The sequence below is a fragment of the Paenarthrobacter sp. NPDC092416 genome, assembly GCF_044755025.1.
Lineage (GTDB): Bacteria > Actinomycetota > Actinomycetes > Actinomycetales > Micrococcaceae > Arthrobacter.
On sequence record NZ_JBIVQG010000006.1, the window covers coordinates 62470 to 82623 of the forward strand.

A 20154-nucleotide genomic window follows, 5' to 3' on the forward strand; every position below is an offset into this window, starting at 1 on the left:
ACTTCTGCACAGACCCGTGCATATTCCTAAAAATGTACAACTTGGCCCACTTTGGCAGGAATCACCATGTCTCTCACAGCACGCTTGGATCGTCTGGCTCTCAGTCGACCACACTACAAGCTTCTCCTCATCGGCGGCCTCGGCTACTCCTTCGACGGCATGGATGGGGCAGTTGTCGCATTCCTGCTCCCGCGCATCCAGGAATTGTGGGGCCTGAGCAATGCCAGCCTCGGCCTGGTCGGCTCCGCCGCCCCGCTCGGATTCTTCTTCGGCGCCATCCTTTCCGGCTGGATGGGCGATCGCTTCGGCCGCAAGAAGGTCATGCTCTGGGCGCTGGCCTTCTACTGCCTCATGTCGGTGGTGGCGGCCATGGCTCCCACTTTCGAAATCTTCCTGATTGCACGGATCTTTGCAGGATTGGGAGCTGGCGCCGAGAGCGTCATCATCGCCCCGTTCTTGTCCGAGTTCATTCCCCCGAAGCGCCGCGGCTGGTTCATCGGAACCCTGGCCGGATTCTTCTCCTTTGGCTTCGTCGGTGCTGCGCTGATCGGCCGCTTCGTTGTCCCGCTGGGCGACGATGGCTGGCGCTGGGCGCAGGTCATCACCGCCGTTCCGATCCTTCTTCTGCTCTGGTGGCGCCGGAGCCTGCCCGAATCCCCGCGTTTCCTGATCAGCCGAGGCCGCATCGCGGAAGCAACAGAAGTGGTGGAGCGCTTTGAGCAGAGCGTCGTGAAGGCCACCGGCAAGACCCTCGCGTCACTTCCGCCCGGCGAGGAAGAGATCACCAAGCACGAGCAGAAGATCAGCATCTGGAACGCGCTCAAGTTCATGTGGTCCAAGGCCATGCGCCGCCGGACCGCGGTCATCTGGCTGATCTGGTTCGTCATCACGTTCTCTTACTACGGCTTCTTCTCGTGGATCCCCACCTTGTTGGTTGGCCGCGGCATCACCGTCACCAAGAGTTTTGAGTACTCGATCATCATTTACCTGGCACAGATTCCGGGCTATTTCTCCGCCGCCTGGCTGTGCGACAGGATCGACCGCAAGAACACCATCGCCCTGTATTTGGCGGGATCGGCGCTGAGTGCCTTCTGGCTCAGCCAATCCAACGAGTCCGGGATGATCCTGATGGCAGCCGCAACGCTGTCCTTCTTCCTGAACGGTACTTACGCCGGCGTCTATGCCTACACGCCGGAACTCTTCCCCACATGGATGCGCGCCACAGGCGTGGGCCTGGCCAGCGCTGTCGGACGCATCGGCAGCATCCTGGCACCGTCCATCATCGGCATCTTCTCCGTTGCCCTCGGCTTCGGCGGCGTGTTCACCATGACAACCGTAGTGCTGACCATCGGCGTCCTGGGCGTGGTGATCTTCGGGGCCTCCACCGCAGGGAAGTCCTTGGAGGACATCAACGCCCGCGCTGAACACGATCCCGAAATTGCAGGAACGGGACGGAAATGACGGGAACTTCAATGACAGCAGCGTTTCAACAAACCTTCGATGCCGTGCAGCAGGATCCCGGCGTCATCCTCTTCACCGTCCTTCAGTGGAACCCGGACCGGTCCAGCCTCAAGCGGCTGTTCACCAGCCACCCGGCCGACTATCCAGTGGGAGCGGAAAAGACCGTTGAGATCTCACCCGGCTGGCTGGGCACAGTGATCAAGGAGAAGAAACCCTTCCTCGCCGCCGACCTGGACGGACTCCGTGAAGTCTTCACCGATTCCGAACTCATTCAAAAACTCGGCTGCGGCGCCGTTATCAACGTTCCAGTCCTCGACGACGGCGGCAACGTGGTGGGCGTCCTCGCGCTCTTGGACGCAGAAGGCAAGTACACGCAGCAAAGTGTGGACACCGCCGTCGAGGTGGTCAAACGCAACCTGGACGATCTCGTTGAGGCCTTCGCGGCCCATCCCACCGACGACACGAAAGTCCCCGAAGTCCCCGGGAAGGACACTGTTTAGATGAGCACCACCCCTGAAACCACCGCTCTGGTGATCCGCAACGCAAGCGTCCTGGACGTCGAGGCAGGCACGTACTCGACGTCCGACGTCGTGAGCGTTGACGGAAAGATCGCAAGTGTCGGTCCTGACGCCGAGGCACCATCCGGTGCGCGGGTCATCGATGGCACCGGAAAGTTCGTCATTCCCGGCCTGATCGACGCGCACGTCCACGTGGTCGCGTCCAGTGCCGACTTCCGCGCGCTGACGCATACACCCGCGTCGTACGTCTACGCCCAGACCGCCCGGATCATGGGCCAGATGCTGCGCCGCGGCTTCACCACCGTCCGCGATCTGTCCGGCGCCGATTTTGGGCTGGCCATGGCCCAGCAGGAAGGCCTGTTGGAGGGTCCCAAAATCCACTTCTGCGGCCACGCGTTGAGCCAGACCGGTGGTCACGGCGACATGCGCCTGCCGGGCGAAGACCACGATCCCAACGGTCGCGGGTGCTGCGGGATCGGACGCGTAGCCGACGGCGTTGATGCGGTCCGGGCTGCAGCACGGGACGAGATCCGCAAGGGTGCCCATCACATCAAAATCATGGCCTCCGGCGGCGTCTCCTCCCCCACCGACCGCATCGATTCCACGCAGTACTCCATGGAAGAAATGCGCGCCGCGGTGGAGGAAGCCGAGGCGGCCAACCGCTATGTCGCCGCCCACGCCTACACCGCCCGCGCCATCAACCGCGCATTGGAAGCCGGCGTCCGATCGATCGAACACGGCAACCTCCTGGACGACGAAAGCCTCAAGCTGTTCCTCGAAAAGGACGCTTTCCTGGTCCCCACGCTGGTGACCTATTGGGCGCTGAAGGAAGAGGGCAAGGAGTTCGGCCTCACAGAGGAAATGTGGGCCAAGGTGGACTCGGTTCTCAGCAGCGGCCTGGAAGCGATCGCCCGGGCACATGAAGCCGGCGTGAAAATGGCCTTCGGTTCGGACCTCCTGGGCGGAATGCACCGTCACCAGAATGAGCAGTTCAGGTTGCTGGGCAAGGTCCAGCCGGCAATTGACGCCATCCGCTCCGCAACAACGACGGCGGCCCTGCTGCTTGAGCGCGAAGGCGAGCTTGGCGTGATCGCACCAGGCGCCGACGCCGACATGCTGATCCTGGGCGCGGACCCCGTGGCGGACATCGCGGTTCTCGCTGACATCTCTGAGCACCTGGAGTACCTGATCCAGAACGGCCGGGTGATCTCCTAAGCCCTGGTCCCCGACGCTGTGCGGTCGCTTGCCCTCTTTGGAGGTCCCGGCGTCGTAAGTCCTGTTTGCTCCTGACCTTCTTTGCCGCCTTTGAGGGTAAAAAGTTACCGAAAAGGGTTGATTTGCCCACGAAGAAAGCACAAAGAAGGTCAGGAATCCGCGGCCCTAAGTATGCTTATTAATAGGCGCCGCGGAGCGTCGTCGGCACCTACCGAACCGAGTCAGAGGAGGACATTGTGACCACCAAAGTCAACAAGACCATCCTGGTCAACGTTCCGGTCAGTACGGCCTACGAGCAGTGGACACACTTCGAGGAGTTCCCGCACTTCATGGGCGGAGTGGAACGTGTGACACGGCTCAGCGACGACCGGCTGGAATGGGTGGCCGACATCGCTGGCGTCCATCGGCGCTGGGAAGCCAAGATCGTGCAACAGGACACCGACCGCGCCGTGGCCTGGGCCGCCGTCGACGGAGCAAAAAACGCCGGCTGGGTGGACTTCAAGGAGGCGGGAGCCGGTCAGACGTCCCTGCATTTGAATCTTGAGTACGAACCCCACGGCGTCCTGGAATACCTCGGCGACAAGCTGCACGTCATTGAACGGCAAGCGGAGTCCGACTTGAAAAAGTTCAAGGCGTTCATCGAGAAGAAGGGGCCGGACACGGTCGTTGAGACGGAGGCCGCAGCTCCTGCCACCCCGATCGTTGATCCCGTGACCCACGCTTTCGACCAGACCAACGGCTTGGTGGACATCGAGGGTGACTCCGACGAAACCGCCGAAAGCGATACCCACAGTGCGGCGGAGCGGAACAAGGATCAAGATGGCCCCGGCTTTATCCCGCCGATAGGAGGGCTGCCGGGACAGCGGTAAGCAACGGCAGCGGGTGTGACTTCCTGACCGCCTTTGGGCGCCGGAGCATCCACCTCAAACCCGTATGGGTTGAATTGTGGTGTCCGGGAACTCAAACCGGGTCAGGAAGGAACACCCGCCTACCCCAAGCCCGCTCGTGTGACGGCCCGTTGCTCCGGATTTCGCTGGATTTAGCCCCGTTGAGCGGGGTGACAGCTCGGCTTGGGCCGTGGGGCTGCGCTCCGTAGTGTCGTGCCATGCCGAAGCCTCCCGTTACCCCTTTGTCCGTCCTCGACCTCAGTCCAGTGTCGGCCGGACAGACTGCCGGCGAGGCGTTGCGCAGCACCATCGAGCTCGCGGTGTCGGCTGAGGCCTCCGGCTATTCCCGCTATTGGCTGGCCGAGCACCACCTCAACACCGGCGTTGCGGGGTCAGCGCCGCACATTCTTGCCGGGTTGGTTGCGTCGGCCACCAAGTCCATTCGCGTTGGGACCGCGGCCACCCTGCTGGGGAATTACAGGGCGCTCCAGATTGCCGAGAGCATCGGAACGCTCGCGGCGGTGTTCCCCAACAGGATCGATCTGGGGTTCGGAAGATCCGGCCCACCCAAATCGCCCAGCGAACCAGCGCCCGGCTTCATAGCGGCCGCAGGCAACATCCCCGAACCAGACCCGGCCGTACGCCTGGTAGACGGTCTCCTGGTCCCGGCGCCAAGACCCATCTTCGGGGCGGTACTCCCGCGGAAGTTCCGCCTACAAGGTGAGCTCCTTGGCCGCGTCCCTGGCGACACCGACAACTTCGAGTCCGACGTTCAGGACATCATCGGCTTCTTCACCGGTGACTACCGCACCAAGCACGGCGAGGAAGTCACAGCCACGCCTGCCTTGGGCCAATCACCACGCTTCTGGATCCACGGCTCCACCGCCGGTCCCAGCGCAAGGCTTGCCGGCAAACTGGGCCTTCCCTTCGGCGCCAATTACCACGTGGCACCCGCCAACGTGCTGGACTCCGTGGCCGAATACCGTGCCCACTTCAAACCCTCAGCCTCGCTGGCCGAACCCCACGTGATCGTCTCCGCCGACGTCTTGGTGGCCTCTGACGAGCGGCGGGCCGGACAACTTGCCCTCGGATACGCGCAATGGGTTCACGGGATCCGGAGTGGCCACGGTGCCATCCCTTACCCCTCCCCGGAAGATGCCTTGGAACTGCACTTGGACGCCGAAGCCGAGGACCTCATCAAGGACCGCCTGGATACGAGGTTCGTGGGAGATCCGGACCAAGTCAGCGAAGGGCTACGGACCTTGCAGCGCGCCACGGGCGCCCAGGAAGTACTCGTCACCACCATTGCCCATGACCCCGCCGACCGCGAGAACTCGTATCAGTTGCTCGCAGAGGCTTGGGGCCTCTAGCTTTCCGTTCCAACCACTTACAGAGGGAGCACTATGTCCATCGAAACCGAAGTCCAGGAAGACACCCAGCTGATCACCGCAGATGAAGCGGCCCAGCTCATCGAAAAAGGCGCCCTGCTGATCGATGTCCGCAGCGAAGGCGGCCGAGCCAGCACCGGCACAGTCCCCGGTGCCGTGGTGGTCAACCGCGAGCATGTGGAGGAAGACTTCAACCCGGAATCCGCCCACCGTCTGGCCCAGGTCACCGGGACGGACCAGAAGATCGTGGTGTTCTGCGGTTCAGTGAACGGTTCGCGCCCAGTGGCTCAGAAGCTCAGGATCCTCGGCTACGCCAACGCCGTCCACGTCGACGGAGGCTTCCCGGCCCTCCGCGACGTCGGCGTACCCACCACCGAGCCGACGGCGCCGCCGGCCCCCGAGCGCTGAGTCCGCACCACCTCCCCGGACGCTCGTTACGTCCCGCCCGCTTTTCGGCGACGCTGGCGGGGAGCTGAAAGAGCGTCCGGCCAAAAGCGTAAGGACCTGAAAGAGCGTCCAGCCAAAAGCGTGGGGAACTGAAAGAGCGTCCAGCCAAAAGCGTAAGGAACTGAAAGAGCGTCCAGGCCGGCTCGTTCGGACCGAAGCCGCCGAACCGGGCGGCGCCCAAAGTGCAGCTGGTGGTTTACACGCTGGACCTGTAGCCGTAGCTTCCTGACCGTCTTTGCCGCCAGGACAGGCCAAATGGAAGGGAATTCGGTTGATCTTTGCCACCCCACCACCCAAAGAAGGTCAGGAGCGCACGATCTTTTGCTCGGCTTCTCCTTCGCTTGCCGTCCAGCTCGCCAACAAACCCAGGGACTCCTCTGCCGCGGAACCGTGTTCGGCGCTGTACACAATCAGCGACAACCCAGGATCGGCCGGCAAGTCCATGGCTTCGAAGGACAACTCGATGTCGCCTATGACGGGGTGATGGATGCGCTTGAGCCCGGAGCGGTGGTACCGGACGTTGTGCGCCGCCCATCGGGTGCGGAATTCTTCGCTGCGCATGGACAACTCTCCGACGAGGTCTGTCAGCGCGCGGTCGTAGGGATTGCGGCCAGCCTCGGTCCGCAGGACCGCCACGAGGTCATGTGCCGCGCCGTCCCAATCGATGAAGAAGTCGTGGGCACGCGGGTTGAGGAAGACGAAACGGGCCACGTTCACTGGCCGGACCGGGTCCACGTACAGCTCCGAGTAGAGGGCGCGGCCGAGCTTGTTGGTGCCCAGGATGTCTCGGCGGCCGTTGCGAACGTAGGCGGGCACATCAGTCATGGCATCCAGAATCCGCTGCACCGTAGGCCGGACCTGCTGTTCGAGGGGCTTCCGGCGTGGGCGCGATGACGAACCGGCCGCCTTGGCGAGGTCGAACAGGTGGGCATGCTCGGCCTCATCCAATTGCAACGCACGGGACAACGCCTCCAGGACGCTCTCGGACACGCCAGCCAGATTCCCGCGTTCCAGCCGAATGTAGTAATCGACGCTCATGCCGCTCAGCATGGCGACCTCCTCGCGGCGCAGGCCCGGGACGCGACGGTTTCCGCCATAGGCAGGCAGGCCAGCTTGGTGGGGGCTGATCCGGGCCCGACGCGTCGCCAGGAATTCACGGATCTCGCTGCGGTTGTCCATGCCGTCAAGCCTAGGACTCGCGCTGCTTATCAGGGAGGCACTGCGAGTACCCGGAATAACAGGCACTCCCGCTGCCGCCCAGCACGCGATCAAATGGATACGTCGACCCACGAAAGGAACACATCATGACCACCTGGCTCATCACTGGCTGCTCCACCGGACTTGGCCGTTCACTCGCGCAGGCAGTCTTGGCGCGAGGCGACAACGCCGTCGTCACCGCCCGCGACACCTCCACGCTCCAGGAACTCGCAGATGAATTCCCGACGACGGCACTCGCCGTGGCGCTCGATGTCACCGAACAATCGCAGGTGGCAGCCGCGGTCAGGCAAGCAGAGGAGCGCTTCGGCGCTGTGGATGTGCTGGTCAACAACGCAGGCTACGGCTACCGTGCCGCCATTGAAGAGGGCGACGACGGTGACGTCCGCACGCTGTTCGACACCAATGTGTTCGGCCCGGTGGCAATGATCAAAGCGGTCCTGCCGGGGATGCGCTCCCGCAGGTCCGGCGCGATCGTGAACATCTCCTCGATCGGCGCCCGCATCTCGCCTCCCGGTTCCGGCTACTACTCCGCTACCAAGGCCGCCCTGGAAGGTCTGTCCGGCTCACTGCAAAAGGAGCTGAAGCCGCTGGGCATCTCGGTGACCGTGGTGGAACCGGGTGGTTTCCGGACCGACTTTGCGGGGCGTTCGCTCACCCAGTCAGCCGAGGCAATCGCCGATTACGCCGACACCGCAGGCAAGCGCCGCAAGGAGCACGATACCGTCCACGGCACGCAGCAGGGCGATCCGGACAAGGCAGCGGCCGCGATCATTACGGTCGTCGAAGCCCCCGAAACGCCGGCTTTCCTGCTGCTCGGCGAAGACGCAGCCAAGGCTTTCGACGCCGTGGAGGAAGCCCAACGGGCCGAGGTAAACCGCTGGCGGGAGGTCAGCATCAGCACAGGTTACGCGGAGTAACCAACAACGTGTAATCGGTCACACTTGGCCGGATTCGCTTGTCAATCATGGTGGCCAGCATGAACCATGAAAGAGGGAATGCGTTTCCCACACAAGCTGAATCAGCAATCCTCACCGACGAGGATGCGGCCCTGGCGAAGAAGCTTGGGGCTGTTAACGGCCTGAGTGAAAGTACTGACAATGACGACACATACTGACTCCATCACGCTGAAAATCTGGGACAAGTCGGCAATCGACCACACCATCGATGCCGCCATCCGGGATCTCACCCCGCGCGCCGCTGCAGAAAACTGCGGCATCGCAGTGACGCTCAGCGGACCGAAGACCTTCACGGTCAGCCTGAGCCGCTAAAGCAGCCCAAGCACAACACAAGAGGACGACGCCGGGACTTACCGGCGTCGTCCTCTTGCGTTTAAGGCCCGTCCAGAAAGCGTCGGAGCTGCGGCACCCAGGGACGCCGATGCTAGCGCACTAGTGGTTTCCAGCCACAGAACGTGACGCCGTAGTGGCATTCCTGACCAAACCTTGAGACTTCCTTGATGGTTTGCGGGCACGTTTCTTGCGTTGGCGTTGGAACTCTTGGGAGATCAGCACGGCACACTAGAAGGAACGACCACCATGAGCGGGCAGCCAACCACCCAGGTGACAACGCCGGTCACTGGCGTCGCATCCCACCGCGGTCGTCACCGCGCTGCGGGCGGAGTGGTCACCGTCCTGGTCCCCGCGCACAATGAAGAAGCAGGGATCGCCGAAACGCTCGTCTCCCTCAACAACCAGACGCGCCGTCCCGACCGGATCATCGTCGTGGCCGATAATTGCACCGACGGCACCGAGGCCCTCGCGCTGGCCTACGGAGTAGAGGTCATCAAGACCGTCGGCAACAAGGACAAGAAGGCAGGAGCCTTGAACTTCGCCCTCAGCGTGCTGCTTCCCGATGCAGATTCTGAAGACCTGTTCCTGGTTCAGGATGCCGATTCACAGCTTGCCCTCAACTTCATCGAAAAAGCATTGTCCAACCTGCTCGAAGACGATTGTCTGGGTGCCGTCGGCGGTGTGTTCAGCGGCGGTCCTGGTGGCGGTTTCGTTGGGCATCTGCAGCGCAACGAATATGCCAGGTACGCGCGCGACGTCAAGCGCCTGCACGGCAAGTGCCTGGTGGTGACGGGCACTGCAGCCCTGTTCCGGGTCCAGACGCTGCGGGACGTGGTGGCTGCCCGTTTGAACGGCACGCTCCCGGCAGGCAACGGCACTGGTGGCGTCTATGACACGTCTGTCCTGACCGAAGACAACGAGCTCTCATTCGCTCTCTTGACTCTGGGCTACCGCATCAAGTCCCCGATCGAGTGCACGCTGGTCACCGAAGTCATGCCGACGTGGCGGGCACTGTGGGCCCAGCGCCTCCGATGGAAGCGCGGCGCCGTCGAGAACTGCGTGCAATACGGATGGACCAAAGTGACTCGCCCATACTGGGGACGCCAGTTCCTCTCAATGATCGGGGTCCTGGTGACCCTGGCGTACTTCGGTTCCGTCATCTTCGCTTTGGCCTCCGGCATTGGACTGAACCTTCACCCCTTCTGGATCGCAGTGACCTGTGTCTTCGTCGTGGAACGCGTAGTAACTGTCCGTTTACGAGGCTGGAGGCACATGTTGCTGGCCGCAACCATGTACGAAACCGTCATCGATATCTTCCTTCAGGCAGTCCACACCAAGGCCTACCTGGATGCAGCACTCAACCGAAAGAAAGTTTGGTAAGAAGACTCATGTACAACAACCCAGCAGGCCCAGCCGCAGGAGCATTCGTAGGAGGCGCCAGCTCCGGAACCCTCGCCGCGTCCGGCGCAGGCAATCTCTTCTGGTTCGCCATGGCAGCCTTCGCCTTGCTTGCCCTCGGTCTCGCCATCAAGCGCATCATCCCGGTGCGCGGGCAGAAAAACTCCTAACCCGAAGATCAATCAGCCCGCGGTTGTGTGGTTATGTGCCCTCATGACGACACAACCGCGGGTTGCTTGTTTAAGCCATGGCCTCTCTAAGCCACCACGGCCGTGGCCGCGGAGTACTTGGCCACCGTGGTGTAGCCGGCTTTGGTACCGGTAACCCGCACCGTCATAGTGTCTGCTTGGTCGGCGCTCACAAGAACATATGTTTTGGCCGTCGCCCCCGTAATTGCCACGCCGGACCTGTACCACTGATACGTCAGAGTGGTTCCGGAGGTCCATGTCCCAGTAATGGCGGTGAGGGTGGAACCCACAGTGAGCGTTCCGTTGATAGTGGGGGTCGGAGCGAGCAGAGTACCCGCCACGACCGTTGCCGTCCGCGCCGATTCCTTGGTGGCTGTTGCGTAGCCGGCCTTGGTGCCCGTGACGCGGACGGTCAATGTGGCGCCTTGATCAGCGGCTGCAAGGACACGCGAGGAGCCAATTGCGCCGGAGATCGCTGTGCCGTTCCTGAACCATTGATAGGTCAGCGCGGTTCCGGTGGTCCATGCGCCCGGATTGGCTGTCAGCGTGGATCCGACGGCTGCCGTTCCGGAAATGGTGGGCGTCGGAGCCACGAGCGGAATGCCAGGAACGAACGAGAAATCGCGAATGGTCACGGATTCAGGAGCCACATGGGCTGCGTCACCGCCGCCGCCTCCCGTCACCCACAGGTTGAAGTGGATCTGCTCATTGGCTGGCAGGGGAACCGTGGATCCCTGGAGAACAGTCCGCTTGAGGAGCGTGCCAGTGAAGCCTTCGCCCGCGAAAGTCTCGAAGGTCAGCTTCCCCGGCTCCCAGACCATTCTGTGGGTGAGGATCGGTGCAGTGGTGACATCGAACGTGACAGTGTTGTTGCCTTGCCCAGGAGGCAGCGTGGCGTCGAACCAGTACCCATGGCCTTGAGTGACCGGCCAGTTCTCACCATAGGCAGCCCCGCCGCCCCAAGCGGATGCCTCGCAGAGATCGATCTCCGTGTACCCAGGCTCGGCCTCGGGATCGTAGGTGAAGAGGCAGCCCCACACGACTTCCTTCTGTAGCGCGCTCACGTCCTTCTGCACCGTGGTGCTGTACGTGCCGTAGCCGAACCCTTCGCGGGTGGATTGGAACTCTGCACCCTTTGGAGCTGAGCCGGTCGCGTTGGAGATGGACAGTTTGACGTAGCCATTGGCGTCGGGGTTGCTCACGTTGTTGGCGTCCCAGCTCGCGTTGTACATGGGTGCACCGCCCCAGAACCGCTTCTGCCAGTTGAAACCTTTCCAGGCGAAACTGCCCACTGGTCCTGGATCGTCAGCCATGGGAGTCGTATCGGCCGCGGTTGCGGCGCTCATTCCGGTGAGCATGGATAATCCGACCGCCAACAAGGCAGCCCAACCAACAATTTTGCTGCCCCCATGCGGAAAGAGCCTTCCTGTCCGTGCCATAGCCGATGCCTCCATACTGATGCGCCCAGAACAGTCGCCGAGCGATTGCCCGGCGACCCGCTGTATCATTCCACTTCCCAGGGACGTGGAGTTCCACGATTATGAATCACAACAACGTCTGCTGGGAAGAAAAAAGATGAACGAACATCTAAGGGAAGAATCATGACGATTCGCAGCGCAGGAATTCTGCTTTACCGGCACAGTTCTTCTGGCCAATTGGAACTATGGATTGCCCACATGGGTGGACCATTTTGGGCGCACAAAGACGCTCATGCATGGTCCATCCCTAAAGGCGAGTTCCCCGACGACGAGGACCCATTGGTTGCTGCCATTCGCGAATTCACCGAGGAAATCGGAACCCCGCCGCCAACCGCCAACTATCATTTTTTAGGAATTTTCCGGCAGCCGTCAGGCAAACTCATCACCGTTTTTTCGGCGGAGGCAGACTTCCTTCCCGAAAAGATTGTCAGCAACACTTTTCCCCTTGAGTGGCCAGAAGACAGCGGCGTTATCAAGGAATTCCCTGAAATTGACGATGCCCGCTGGTTCGAAGAAGCCGAGGCGCGGACCAAGCTCGTCAAGGGTCAACTGTCCATCGTGGACGCGCTGGTTCGGCATCTGGGCGATTCAGCAAAGCAACGGTTCGACGGCGGCGCATCGGGCTGACGCGCCGCCTACCTTGGGCGTCCGTCTCCTACAGCGCTGACCACCCGCCGTCGGACGCGAGAATTGCGCCGTTGACGTTGGTACCGTCGTCGCTGAGCAGGAAGCTGATGGACGCAGCCAGTTGCGCCGCCGTTGCGGGCGTGGGAACCGTGGCCTGCATCAGCGGGCCGAGCCGCTCCGCTGCAAGCTGCGATCCCCAATTCGCGACAATGTTGGTGATGGTTGGACCCGGCGCCACAGCGTTGAATCGGAGCCCCTTGGGTCCGTACATCACAGCCGAATTCTTGGTGAGCCCGACCACGGCGTGCTTGGACGCGGTGTAGGCCGCGCCCGCAGCCGAGCCACGGAGACCAGCCTCCGAGGCGACGTTGACCACGGACCCTGTGCCGGCGTCGAGCATCAGCGGGACCACTGCACGGGTGAGTCGCATCAGGGCAGTGACATTGATGCGGAACACGCGTTCCCAGAGCTCGTCGTCAACCTCGTGAATGGGGGCGAAGTTGTCCATGATGCCGGCCACGTTCGCCAGCGCATCCACTCGTCCAGCGGCTGCAGCGACCACCGCGGCAACGGTTTCTTCAGTGGAGATATCGCCGGAGACGGGCACCAACTCCACTCCGGAGTTCTCCTGTACCAGTGCGTCCAGGCGGTCCTTGCTGATGTCAGCTGCAATGACCCTGCCGCCCTCTTTGGCGATGCGAAGGGCTGTTGCCTGGCCGATGCCTGAACCAGCGCCGGTGACGATCACGGTCTTGCCTTCGAAACGACCCGTACTGATGGTCTCCTGCCACGTGCTGTTGGCGTTCATGGTGTCCTTCCGATCCTGTTTGGCTGGTGATACCCACCTTATGACACTCTGTGTCATTATGTAAGAGTGAACATGCCATCGGATGACGCGAAAGCCAGGCCCAGCGCCGGCCGCCCAACCACGATCGACCCCGACGCCGTGGCTGGACTCGCCCTGCAATTGTTCGCCGAACGCGGCTACGAGCACACGTCCATGGAGGACATCGCGCGGGAAGCGGGCATCGGCCGCAAGAGCCTCTACCGCTACTTCGCCAGCAAAGCGGACCTGGTATGGGGCGGCAGCGAGCCGGTTGTCGAGGCCTCGACCCTGGCGTTGGGCTCATTCCACCATCAGGGAAACCCCGACGGCGGCGTGCTGGCCGGGCTTCGCGAGGCAGCTATCGCCGGAGTCTCCGCGATCCCGGATCTTGCCGTCACCCGCGGACGGCTGCGCCTGATCGCGGAACATCCGGAGCTGACAAGCCGAAGCTACGAATCCCTGGCACCCCAGCGCGAACAGGCACAGGCCTACTTGGTTTCGAGCGGCATTGCCGAGTCCGCGGCCCGGTACTTGTGTGCCGCGTACATCGGAGCAACATTCGAAGCGTGGATGCAATGGGCCGCCGGCTCGGACCCTGACCCCGTGCCGTATTTGGTGTCCGCGGTTGACGTGTTGAGGGTGCCACCCGTGGGCTAGGCGCTTTTCCTGGCGATGAACTCCCGGATCCACCCGATGGTTTCCGGATGGTCGAGGTGCAGCCCGTGGCCCGCTCCCGGCACCCGAATCAGGGTGGACCGAGGGATGTGTTCACGGAGAAGGACAGCATTCTGCAGGGGCGTGAGGGCGTCATCCGTGCCGTGGAGGATGAGCGTTGGGGCGTTGACATCGCCAAGCCGGCTCCAGGCATCGTGCTCGCGGCTTGCCTTGAAATGACGCGACTTGGCCCAAGCTGAGGCTTTCGAGTTGAAGAACGTATGCACTGCATCAGGGTTCTCCTTGGCCCAGTCCGGGCTGAAGAACAGCGGCACCAGACGCGTCGCGTCACCACTGACCAGAGCCTCCAAAGCTGCACGGTCCGGCTCGGTTCCCTTTCCTGCGCCCCGCCCTCCGCTGGTGGCCGCGAGAATCAGGGTCCGCACCCTCTTTGGATCATCGATGGCCAACCACTGGGCGATTCGACCACCCATCGAATGGCCGTACACGTGTGCTAAATCAACATCTGCAGCTTTGAGGATGGCCGCGGCATCGACTGCGAGGAGCCTTGTGGTGTAACGATCTGCTTCCCCCTTGCCACTGCGTCCAATCCCGCGGTGATCGAAGCGGATGACGCGGTAATGGCGGGACAGCGCGTCCGCCGTCGGGCCCCAGCCATCCATTGCCGTCGCCTGACCGGCGATCAACAGCAGCGGTTCGCCCTGACCGGACTCCGTCCAGGCGAGTTCAGCGCCGTCCGCGGCCGCAGCAAAGTTCACCGTGCCACTGTATCTTTGCTGCGCCCGCCGCGCCGTGGCGTGCGGCACACAACGGCGAACCTCCAGTCATTCGGTCGAGAAGGTCTCTTATATGGTGCAGTTGAACGTTTGGGCCATGAGGAATGCCAAGCAGCGCAATGGTCAGCGGGTGGGTGGAAGGCTAGCGTTGAGGGGTGACCACTGACTACAAGTACGACGTCGAGGTGCTGCATCTTTTGGTGTCGCCGGCGCACGCCTATTTTGGCCGCGCCCGCGAAGGGGCCGCGGACGTTCCAACGATGGACGCCGAGCAAGCCGAACTCGTAGCCGACAAGGGCATCGTTGGGGACAGGTTCTTCGGCAAGGCGGCCCATATGGACGCCGCAGTGACGCTGTTCGCTGTGGAGGCGCTCGAATCGATCGCAGCTGAACTCGGGGCGGAGCCCTTTGATCCCCTGCTGACCCGCCGGAATGTGGTCATCCGAGGAGCCGAGCTGGCTCCGTTGTTGGGGCACGAATTCACGCTGGAGTCCGGCGCTGATGTGGTGCGGCTCAAGGCTGGACGCCCAGCACACCCCTGCGCCTGGATGGACCAGATGCTTGCTCCCGGTGCGCATAAGGCAATGCGTGGACGGGGCGGCGTCCGGTGCCAGGTGGTCGCGGGAGGCCAGTTGCACCGCGGGCGAGCCGTTCTGGTCAGCCCAGTCCCCTTGGATCCTGCCCGAGCCGGTGAGGCAACCGTGCTTCGGCCATCTCGGTTGCCCTAGTGCTGGTTGCTTCCTGACCTCCTTTGAGAGAGATGGAGCCCCAACCCAACCCGGACAGGTTGAATCTCAGGCTTCCACGATTCAAACAAGGTCAGGAAGCCACGCAACCCCAAACAAGCAAACCTCAGACCTCAGCCGCCGGCGCCGCGAACTGGGCCTCATATAGCCTCGAGTACGCCCCACCGGCCGAAAGCAGCTCGGAGTGCGTCCCCTGCTCCACAATCTGCCCGGACTCCATGACCAGGATGAGGTCGGCGTCGCGGATGGTGGAGAGCCGGTGGGCGATCACAAAGCTGGTCCGGTCCGAGCGCAGTGCATTCATGGCCTTCTGAACCAGGACCTCGGTGCGGGTATCAACGGAGCTCGTGGCCTCATCCAGGATCAACACAGACGGCCTGGACAGGAATGCCCGGGCAATGGTGAGCAGCTGCTTCTCGCCGGCGGAGACGTTGCCGCCTTCGTCGTCGAGCACGGTGTCGTAGCCCTCGGGAAGCGAACGGACAAACCGGTCCACGTACGTTGCCTGCGCGGCCTCCATGATCTCGGACTCGGAAGCCGTGGGCCTGCCATAGGCAATGTTGTCGCGAATCGTCCCGCCGAACAGCCACGTATCCTGCAGAACCATCCCCATCCGCGAGCGCAGTTCGTGCCGCGGGAGCGTGGCAATGTCCACTCCGTCGAGCGTGATCCTGCCGGCGTCGAGTTCGTAAAACCTCATCATCAGGTTCACCAGGGTGGTCTTGCCCGCACCTGTGGGCCCAACAATGGCAATGCTCTGCCCCGGTTCAGCAATCAGGCTGAGGTCGGTGATCAGCGGCTTGTCGGGAAGGTATCGGAAGGACACATTCTCGAATACGAGCCGTCCGCGGCCAGCTGCGGCGCCAGTAGGCGCAGGCTCGGGTGACTCCTCCTCCTCATCCAGCAGATCGAACACGCGCTCGGCCGATGCAACGCCGGACTGCAACATGTTGGCCATGGAACCGAGCTGCGCCAAAGGCATGGTGAATTGCCGCGAGTACTGGATGAAGGCCTGCACGTCGCCCAGCTGCATGGAACCGGATGCAACCTGCAGGCCGCCCACCACGGCAATACCCACATAAACCAGGTTGCCGATGAACGTCATTGCGGGCATGATCAGCCCGCTCACGAACTGCGCACCGAAGCTCGCCTGGTACAGCTCGCTGTTCTTGGACCGGAACCGCTCCTGCACCTCATGCTGCCGGCCGAACACTTTCACCAGAGCGTGCCCCGTGTAGGTTTCCTCGATCTGCCCGTTGAGTTCGCCGGTGTTCTTCCACTGCGCGACGAACAATTTCTGCGAACGCTTGGCGATCAGGAGCGTGGTGCCAAGCGTCAGCGGGATGGTCACCAGCGCAATGACAGCAAGCAGCGGCGAGAGCAGGACCATCATTACCAGCACGCCCAGCACGGTCAACAGCGAGGACACCACTTGGCTAATGGACTGCTGCAGGCTCTGGGAGATGTTGTCGACGTCGTTCGTCACGCGGCTGAGCAGCTCACCACGCTGGATGGAGTCGAAGTATCGCAGTGGGAGGCGGTGGATTTTTGCTTCGATCCGCTCGCGGAGGCGGTACACCGTCCGTTGCACGACGCCATTGAGCACGTACGCCTGCATCCACCCGAACGCTGCGGCAAGGACGTACAGGACGAGCGTCCACAGCAGGATGTTGGACAGCGCGCCGAAGTCGATGCCGACGCCGGGCGTGAGTGTCATGGCGCTTAGCATGTCCGCTTTGCTGTCCTCGCCGGAGGCACGCAGGCCGGCGATCACGTCGGCTTTGGAAACGCCCGCGGGCAGCTGTTTGGACACGACGCCGGCGAAGATCAGGTTGGTGCCTTCGCCCAGCAACCTGGGCCCAATCACGGACAGGGCAACACTGACCACGGCAAAGACCAGCACCAGAGTCAGCCAGAACCGTTCCGGCCGCAACGTGCCCAGCAACCGACGAGCCGAGGCACTGAAATTGGACGCTTTCTCAGCCGGAATGTTCATGCCGGCGAAGGGCCCACCACGTCCTGGCCCCATGGGTGGGCGTTGTGGTCCGCGCCCGCTGGCAGGGCCGGACGAAGCTGTGACAGTGCTCATGCTGCCTCCTCCGCTGCGAGTTGGGAGGACACGATTTCCCGGTAGGTTTCGGACGTCTCCAACAACTCATCGTGCGTTCCCTGCCCCACGATCCTGCCGTCGTCGAGCACCAGGATGCGGTCCGCGTCGGCGATGCTGGAGACGCGCTGGGCGATAATCACCAGGGTGGCGCCATTGGTGTGCTGTTTGAGGGCCCGCCGGAGACGCGCGTCGGTGGCGGTGTCCAACGAAGAGAACGAGTCGTCAAAAATGTAGAGCTCAGGCTGTTTGACCAGGGCCCGTGCAATCGCCAGACGTTGCCGCTGCCCGCCGGAAACATTGGTGCCGCCCTGCGAGATGGGTGCATCCAAGCCACCCTCCATCTCCTCGACGAAGTCGCGGGCCTGGGCCACGGAAAGTGCCGTCCAGAGTTCGTCCTCCGTGGCGTCGGGCTTGCCATACAAGAGGTTGCTGCGCACGGTGCCGGAGAACAGGTAGGGCTTCTGCGGCACGAGGCCGATGTGCCCCCACAGCAAATCGGGGTGCAGCTCCCGGACGTCCACACCATCCATCCGCACCGAGCCCAACGTGGCGTCGAACAGCCGAGGCATCAAGTTCACCAGGGTGGTCTTGCCGGCGCCTGTGCTGCCGATAATGGCGGTGGTCTGCCCAGCTTGAGCAGTGAACGTGACGCCGCTCAGCACAGGCTGCTCGGCACCCGGGTAGGCGAATCCGACGTCGAACATTTCCAGTTCGCCGCGGCGGATGCCGCCAGTAACAGGGTTCGACGGCGGCTGGACACTTGATTCGGTCTCCAGCACCTCACCGATCCGGTCGGCAGAAACGGACGCGCGCGGGATCATCACGGCCATGAAGGTTGCCATCATGACCGACATGAGGATCTGCATGAGATAGCTCAGGAATGCGATCAGCGTCCCCACCTGCATGGACCCGTCCTCGATGCGGAACGAACCGAACCAGATGACCGCCACGCTGGAAACGTTCATCACCAACATGACCACAGGGAACATAAGCGCCATCAAACGGCCAGCCCGCAGCGCGACGTCCGTGACGTCGTCGTTCGCAGTGCCAAACCGCGCGGTCTCCATGTCCTCGCGCACAAAGGCCCGGACTACGCGGATGCCTGTGAGCTGCTCGCGCAGAACACGGTTGACGGCGTCGATCCGGACCTGCATCTTCCGGAACAGCGGCACCATCCGCGTCACGATCAGCCCCACGGCCACCAACAGCACCGGTACGCACACAGCGATCAGCCAAGAGAGTTGGGCGTCCTGACGCACCGCCATGATCACGCCGCCGATGCTGAGCATGGGTGCAGCCACCATGAGCGTGCAGGACATGAGCACCAGTTGCTGCACCTGTTGAACGTCGTTGGTGGAGCGCGTAATCAGCGACGGAGCCCCGAATCTGGTGACTTCCTGCTCGGAGAACTCCCCCACCCGGCTGAAGATGGCGTCGCGCAGATCGCGCCCCATCCCCATGGCCGCTTTCGCGCCGAAGTACACCGCAACCACTGCACACGCGATCTGCAGCAGGGTGATCAGCAGCATGAGGCCGCCCATGCGCAGGATGTAATCCGTGTCCCCGGTGGCGACGCCGTGATCGATGATGTCGGCGTTAAGCGTAGGCAGGTACAGAGACGCGATGGACTGCGCCAGCTGGAAGACCACGACCGCGATCAGCAGCCGCTGATGCGGCCGCAGGAAGCGAACAAGAACCTTCCACAGCATGCGATCTCCGACCAAGAGCGTTGTGAACCGAAGGCCAGTTTACGTCTGGTTGCTGCGGGCAACTAGAGGGAACTGAGGGGTAATGCCAGTGACTCCCTCCCTTCTTTCCGGGGCAATACCGTCGAAGTACCAAACAGCCCGCACCACACAGGAGACGAACCATGGAAAAGCGCATACTCGGCACCAACGGCTTGGAAGTTTCCGCGATCGGCATGGGCTGCATGAGCATGACCGGCGGCTACAGCGAAAGGCCCAATCGGGACGAAATGATATCGCTCGTCCGCACCGGCGTGGAGCGGGGCGTGACGTTCTTCGACACCGCCGAAATCTACGGTCCATACATCAATGAGGAACTCGTAGGAGAGGCCCTGGCACCGTTCAAGGACCAGGTTGTCATTGCCACCAAGTTCGGGTGGGACATCGATCCGATTGAGCGCAAACCGAGCGGGAAAGTGACCAGCCGTCCCGAGGTCATCAAAGAAGTGGTGGAGGGCTCATTGCGCAGGCTCGGCGTGGAGGCACTCGACCTCTACTACCAGCACCGCGTGGACCCGGAGGTGCCGATCGAGGACGTCGCAGGTGCCGTGAAAGAACTGGTGGAGGCCGGCAAAGTAAAGCACTTCGGTTTGTCCGAGGCCGCCGCAGGAACGATCCGCCGGGCACACGCCGTCTTGCCTGTGGCCGCAGTGCAGAGCGAATACTCGCTGTGGTGGCGCCGGCCGGAGGAAGAAGTCCTGGACGTGTGCGAGGAACTGGGCATCGGTTTTGTTCCGTTCAGCCCGCTCGGCAAAGGCTTCCTGACAGGTACCATCACCGCAGCCACCACGTTTGAATCCGGCAACGACATTCGTGCCACCATCCCGCGCTTCACTCCCGAAGCCATGCAGAACAACCAGGCCGTGGTGGACCTGCTGGCCGTCATCGCTGAGCGGAAGGGCGCCACGACCGGCCAGATCGCCCTCGCCTGGCTCCTGGCGCAGAAGCCGTGGATCGTGCCGATTCCGGGCACCCGGAAGCTGCACCGGCTCGAAGAAAACCTGGCTGCGGCCGACGTCGAGCTTTCACCAGCGGAACTGGCCGAGATCGAAGTAGCCGCGTCGAAGATCACCGTGGAGGGCGGCCGCTACAACGAAGCCGGTGAACGGATGACCAACCTGTAGTCCTTCCCTTGGAAAACTACGCTCCTGGCACCGGATAA

General features: G+C 62.6%; 20 protein-coding genes. 14 read left to right on the forward strand and 6 right to left on the reverse strand.

Features of this window, described 5'->3' with window-relative positions; genetic code table 11:
- Positions 1-66: 66 nt before the first annotated feature.
- The 6 genes from ACIQC5_RS12720 to ACIQC5_RS12745 all read left to right on the forward strand — a co-directional run bounded on the left by ACIQC5_RS12720 (position 67) and on the right by ACIQC5_RS12745 (position 5877).
- Positions 67-1461 (forward strand): MFS transporter, encoded by a 1395-nt coding sequence (locus ACIQC5_RS12720; RefSeq protein WP_400282571.1) that lies wholly within the window; start codon positions 67-69, stop codon positions 1459-1461.
- On the forward strand, positions 1458-1961 hold the full coding sequence (locus ACIQC5_RS12725; RefSeq protein WP_400282574.1) for a GAF domain-containing protein: 504 nt from the start codon (positions 1458-1460) through the stop codon (positions 1959-1961). Before ACIQC5_RS12720 ends, ACIQC5_RS12725 begins: the two co-directional genes overlap by 4 nt.
- Positions 1962-3194, forward strand: coding sequence for an amidohydrolase family protein (locus tag ACIQC5_RS12730; RefSeq protein ID WP_400282576.1), 1233 nt, complete (start codon positions 1962-1964; stop codon positions 3192-3194).
- 236 nt (positions 3195-3430) lie between these two features.
- Positions 3431-4063, forward strand: coding sequence for an SRPBCC family protein (locus ACIQC5_RS12735; RefSeq protein WP_400282579.1), 633 nt, complete (start codon positions 3431-3433; stop codon positions 4061-4063).
- Between the two features lie 236 nt (positions 4064-4299).
- Positions 4300-5451, forward strand: a complete 1152-nt coding sequence (locus ACIQC5_RS12740) for an LLM class flavin-dependent oxidoreductase (RefSeq protein ID WP_400282581.1) — start codon at positions 4300-4302, stop codon at positions 5449-5451.
- A gap of 33 nt (positions 5452-5484) precedes the next feature.
- The gene (locus ACIQC5_RS12745) at positions 5485-5877 is read left to right on the forward strand and encodes a rhodanese-like domain-containing protein (RefSeq protein WP_400282583.1); all 393 of its coding nucleotides are present in this window, start codon (positions 5485-5487) and stop codon (positions 5875-5877) included.
- 342 nt (positions 5878-6219) lie between these two features.
- Here ACIQC5_RS12745 and ACIQC5_RS12750 read toward each other — a convergent pair whose 3' ends face one another.
- A complete protein-coding gene (locus ACIQC5_RS12750) occupies positions 6220-7095 on the reverse strand; it encodes a helix-turn-helix transcriptional regulator (RefSeq protein ID WP_400282585.1) in 876 nt (291 codons plus the stop codon).
- A 125-nt stretch (positions 7096-7220) separates the two neighbouring features.
- On the opposite strand from ACIQC5_RS12750, the gene ACIQC5_RS12755 reads away from it, so the two are divergent.
- The 4 genes from ACIQC5_RS12755 (at position 7221) to ACIQC5_RS12770 (ending at position 9991) form a co-directional block, all read left to right on the forward strand.
- Positions 7221-8051 (forward strand): oxidoreductase, encoded by an 831-nt coding sequence (locus ACIQC5_RS12755; protein WP_400282588.1) that lies wholly within the window; start codon positions 7221-7223, stop codon positions 8049-8051.
- 180 nt (positions 8052-8231) lie between these two features.
- Positions 8232-8402, forward strand: a complete 171-nt coding sequence (locus ACIQC5_RS12760; protein WP_400282591.1) for a hypothetical protein — start codon at positions 8232-8234, stop codon at positions 8400-8402.
- Between the two features lie 267 nt (positions 8403-8669).
- Entirely contained in the window at positions 8670-9803 is a 1134-nt protein-coding gene (locus ACIQC5_RS12765) for a glycosyltransferase (RefSeq protein ID WP_400282593.1), read from the forward strand.
- Between the two features lie 8 nt (positions 9804-9811).
- On the forward strand, positions 9812-9991 hold the full coding sequence (locus ACIQC5_RS12770; RefSeq protein WP_400282596.1) for a hypothetical protein: 180 nt from the start codon (positions 9812-9814) through the stop codon (positions 9989-9991).
- An 86-nt stretch (positions 9992-10077) separates the two neighbouring features.
- On the opposite strand, the gene ACIQC5_RS12775 is transcribed toward ACIQC5_RS12770, so the two are convergent.
- Positions 10078-11355: a hypothetical protein gene (locus ACIQC5_RS12775; RefSeq protein ID WP_400282599.1), complete on the reverse strand. Its 1278-nt coding sequence runs from the start codon at positions 11353-11355 to the stop codon at positions 10078-10080.
- Positions 11356-11610: 255 nt separating this feature from the next.
- On the opposite strand from ACIQC5_RS12775, the gene ACIQC5_RS12780 reads away from it, so the two are divergent.
- Positions 11611-12114 (forward strand): NUDIX domain-containing protein, encoded by a 504-nt coding sequence (locus ACIQC5_RS12780; RefSeq protein ID WP_400282602.1) that lies wholly within the window; start codon positions 11611-11613, stop codon positions 12112-12114.
- A gap of 28 nt (positions 12115-12142) precedes the next feature.
- On the opposite strand, the gene ACIQC5_RS12785 is transcribed toward ACIQC5_RS12780, so the two are convergent.
- The gene (locus tag ACIQC5_RS12785) at positions 12143-12922 is read right to left on the reverse strand and encodes an SDR family NAD(P)-dependent oxidoreductase (protein WP_400282605.1); all 780 of its coding nucleotides are present in this window, start codon (positions 12920-12922) and stop codon (positions 12143-12145) included.
- Positions 12923-12994: 72 nt separating this feature from the next.
- Between ACIQC5_RS12785 and ACIQC5_RS12790 the strand changes: the two genes are divergently transcribed.
- Positions 12995-13597: a TetR family transcriptional regulator gene (locus tag ACIQC5_RS12790; RefSeq protein WP_400282608.1), complete on the forward strand. Its 603-nt coding sequence runs from the start codon at positions 12995-12997 to the stop codon at positions 13595-13597.
- Here the strand turns inward: ACIQC5_RS12790 and ACIQC5_RS12795 are convergent.
- Positions 13594-14373, reverse strand: a complete 780-nt coding sequence (locus tag ACIQC5_RS12795) for an alpha/beta fold hydrolase (RefSeq protein ID WP_400282610.1) — start codon at positions 14371-14373, stop codon at positions 13594-13596. The genes ACIQC5_RS12790 and ACIQC5_RS12795 overlap by 4 nt on opposite strands.
- Before the next feature lie 173 nt (positions 14374-14546).
- Here ACIQC5_RS12795 and ACIQC5_RS12800 point away from each other — a divergent pair, with 173 nt between their 5' ends.
- On the forward strand, positions 14547-15119 hold the full coding sequence (locus ACIQC5_RS12800) for an MOSC domain-containing protein (protein ID WP_400282613.1): 573 nt from the start codon (positions 14547-14549) through the stop codon (positions 15117-15119).
- 124 nt (positions 15120-15243) lie between these two features.
- On the opposite strand, the gene ACIQC5_RS12805 is transcribed toward ACIQC5_RS12800, so the two are convergent.
- Both ACIQC5_RS12805 and ACIQC5_RS12810 read right to left on the reverse strand, forming a co-directional pair.
- Positions 15244-17226, reverse strand: a complete 1983-nt coding sequence (locus tag ACIQC5_RS12805; RefSeq protein WP_400282616.1) for an ABC transporter ATP-binding protein — start codon at positions 17224-17226, stop codon at positions 15244-15246.
- Positions 17223-18956, reverse strand: coding sequence for an ABC transporter ATP-binding protein (locus ACIQC5_RS12810; RefSeq protein ID WP_400282619.1), 1734 nt, complete (start codon positions 18954-18956; stop codon positions 17223-17225). Before ACIQC5_RS12810 ends, ACIQC5_RS12805 begins: the two co-directional genes overlap by 4 nt.
- A 161-nt stretch (positions 18957-19117) precedes the next feature.
- On the opposite strand from ACIQC5_RS12810, the gene ACIQC5_RS12815 reads away from it, so the two are divergent.
- A complete protein-coding gene (locus ACIQC5_RS12815; protein WP_400282622.1) occupies positions 19118-20116 on the forward strand; it encodes an aldo/keto reductase in 999 nt (332 codons plus the stop codon).
- Positions 20117-20154: the final 38 nt, after the last annotated feature.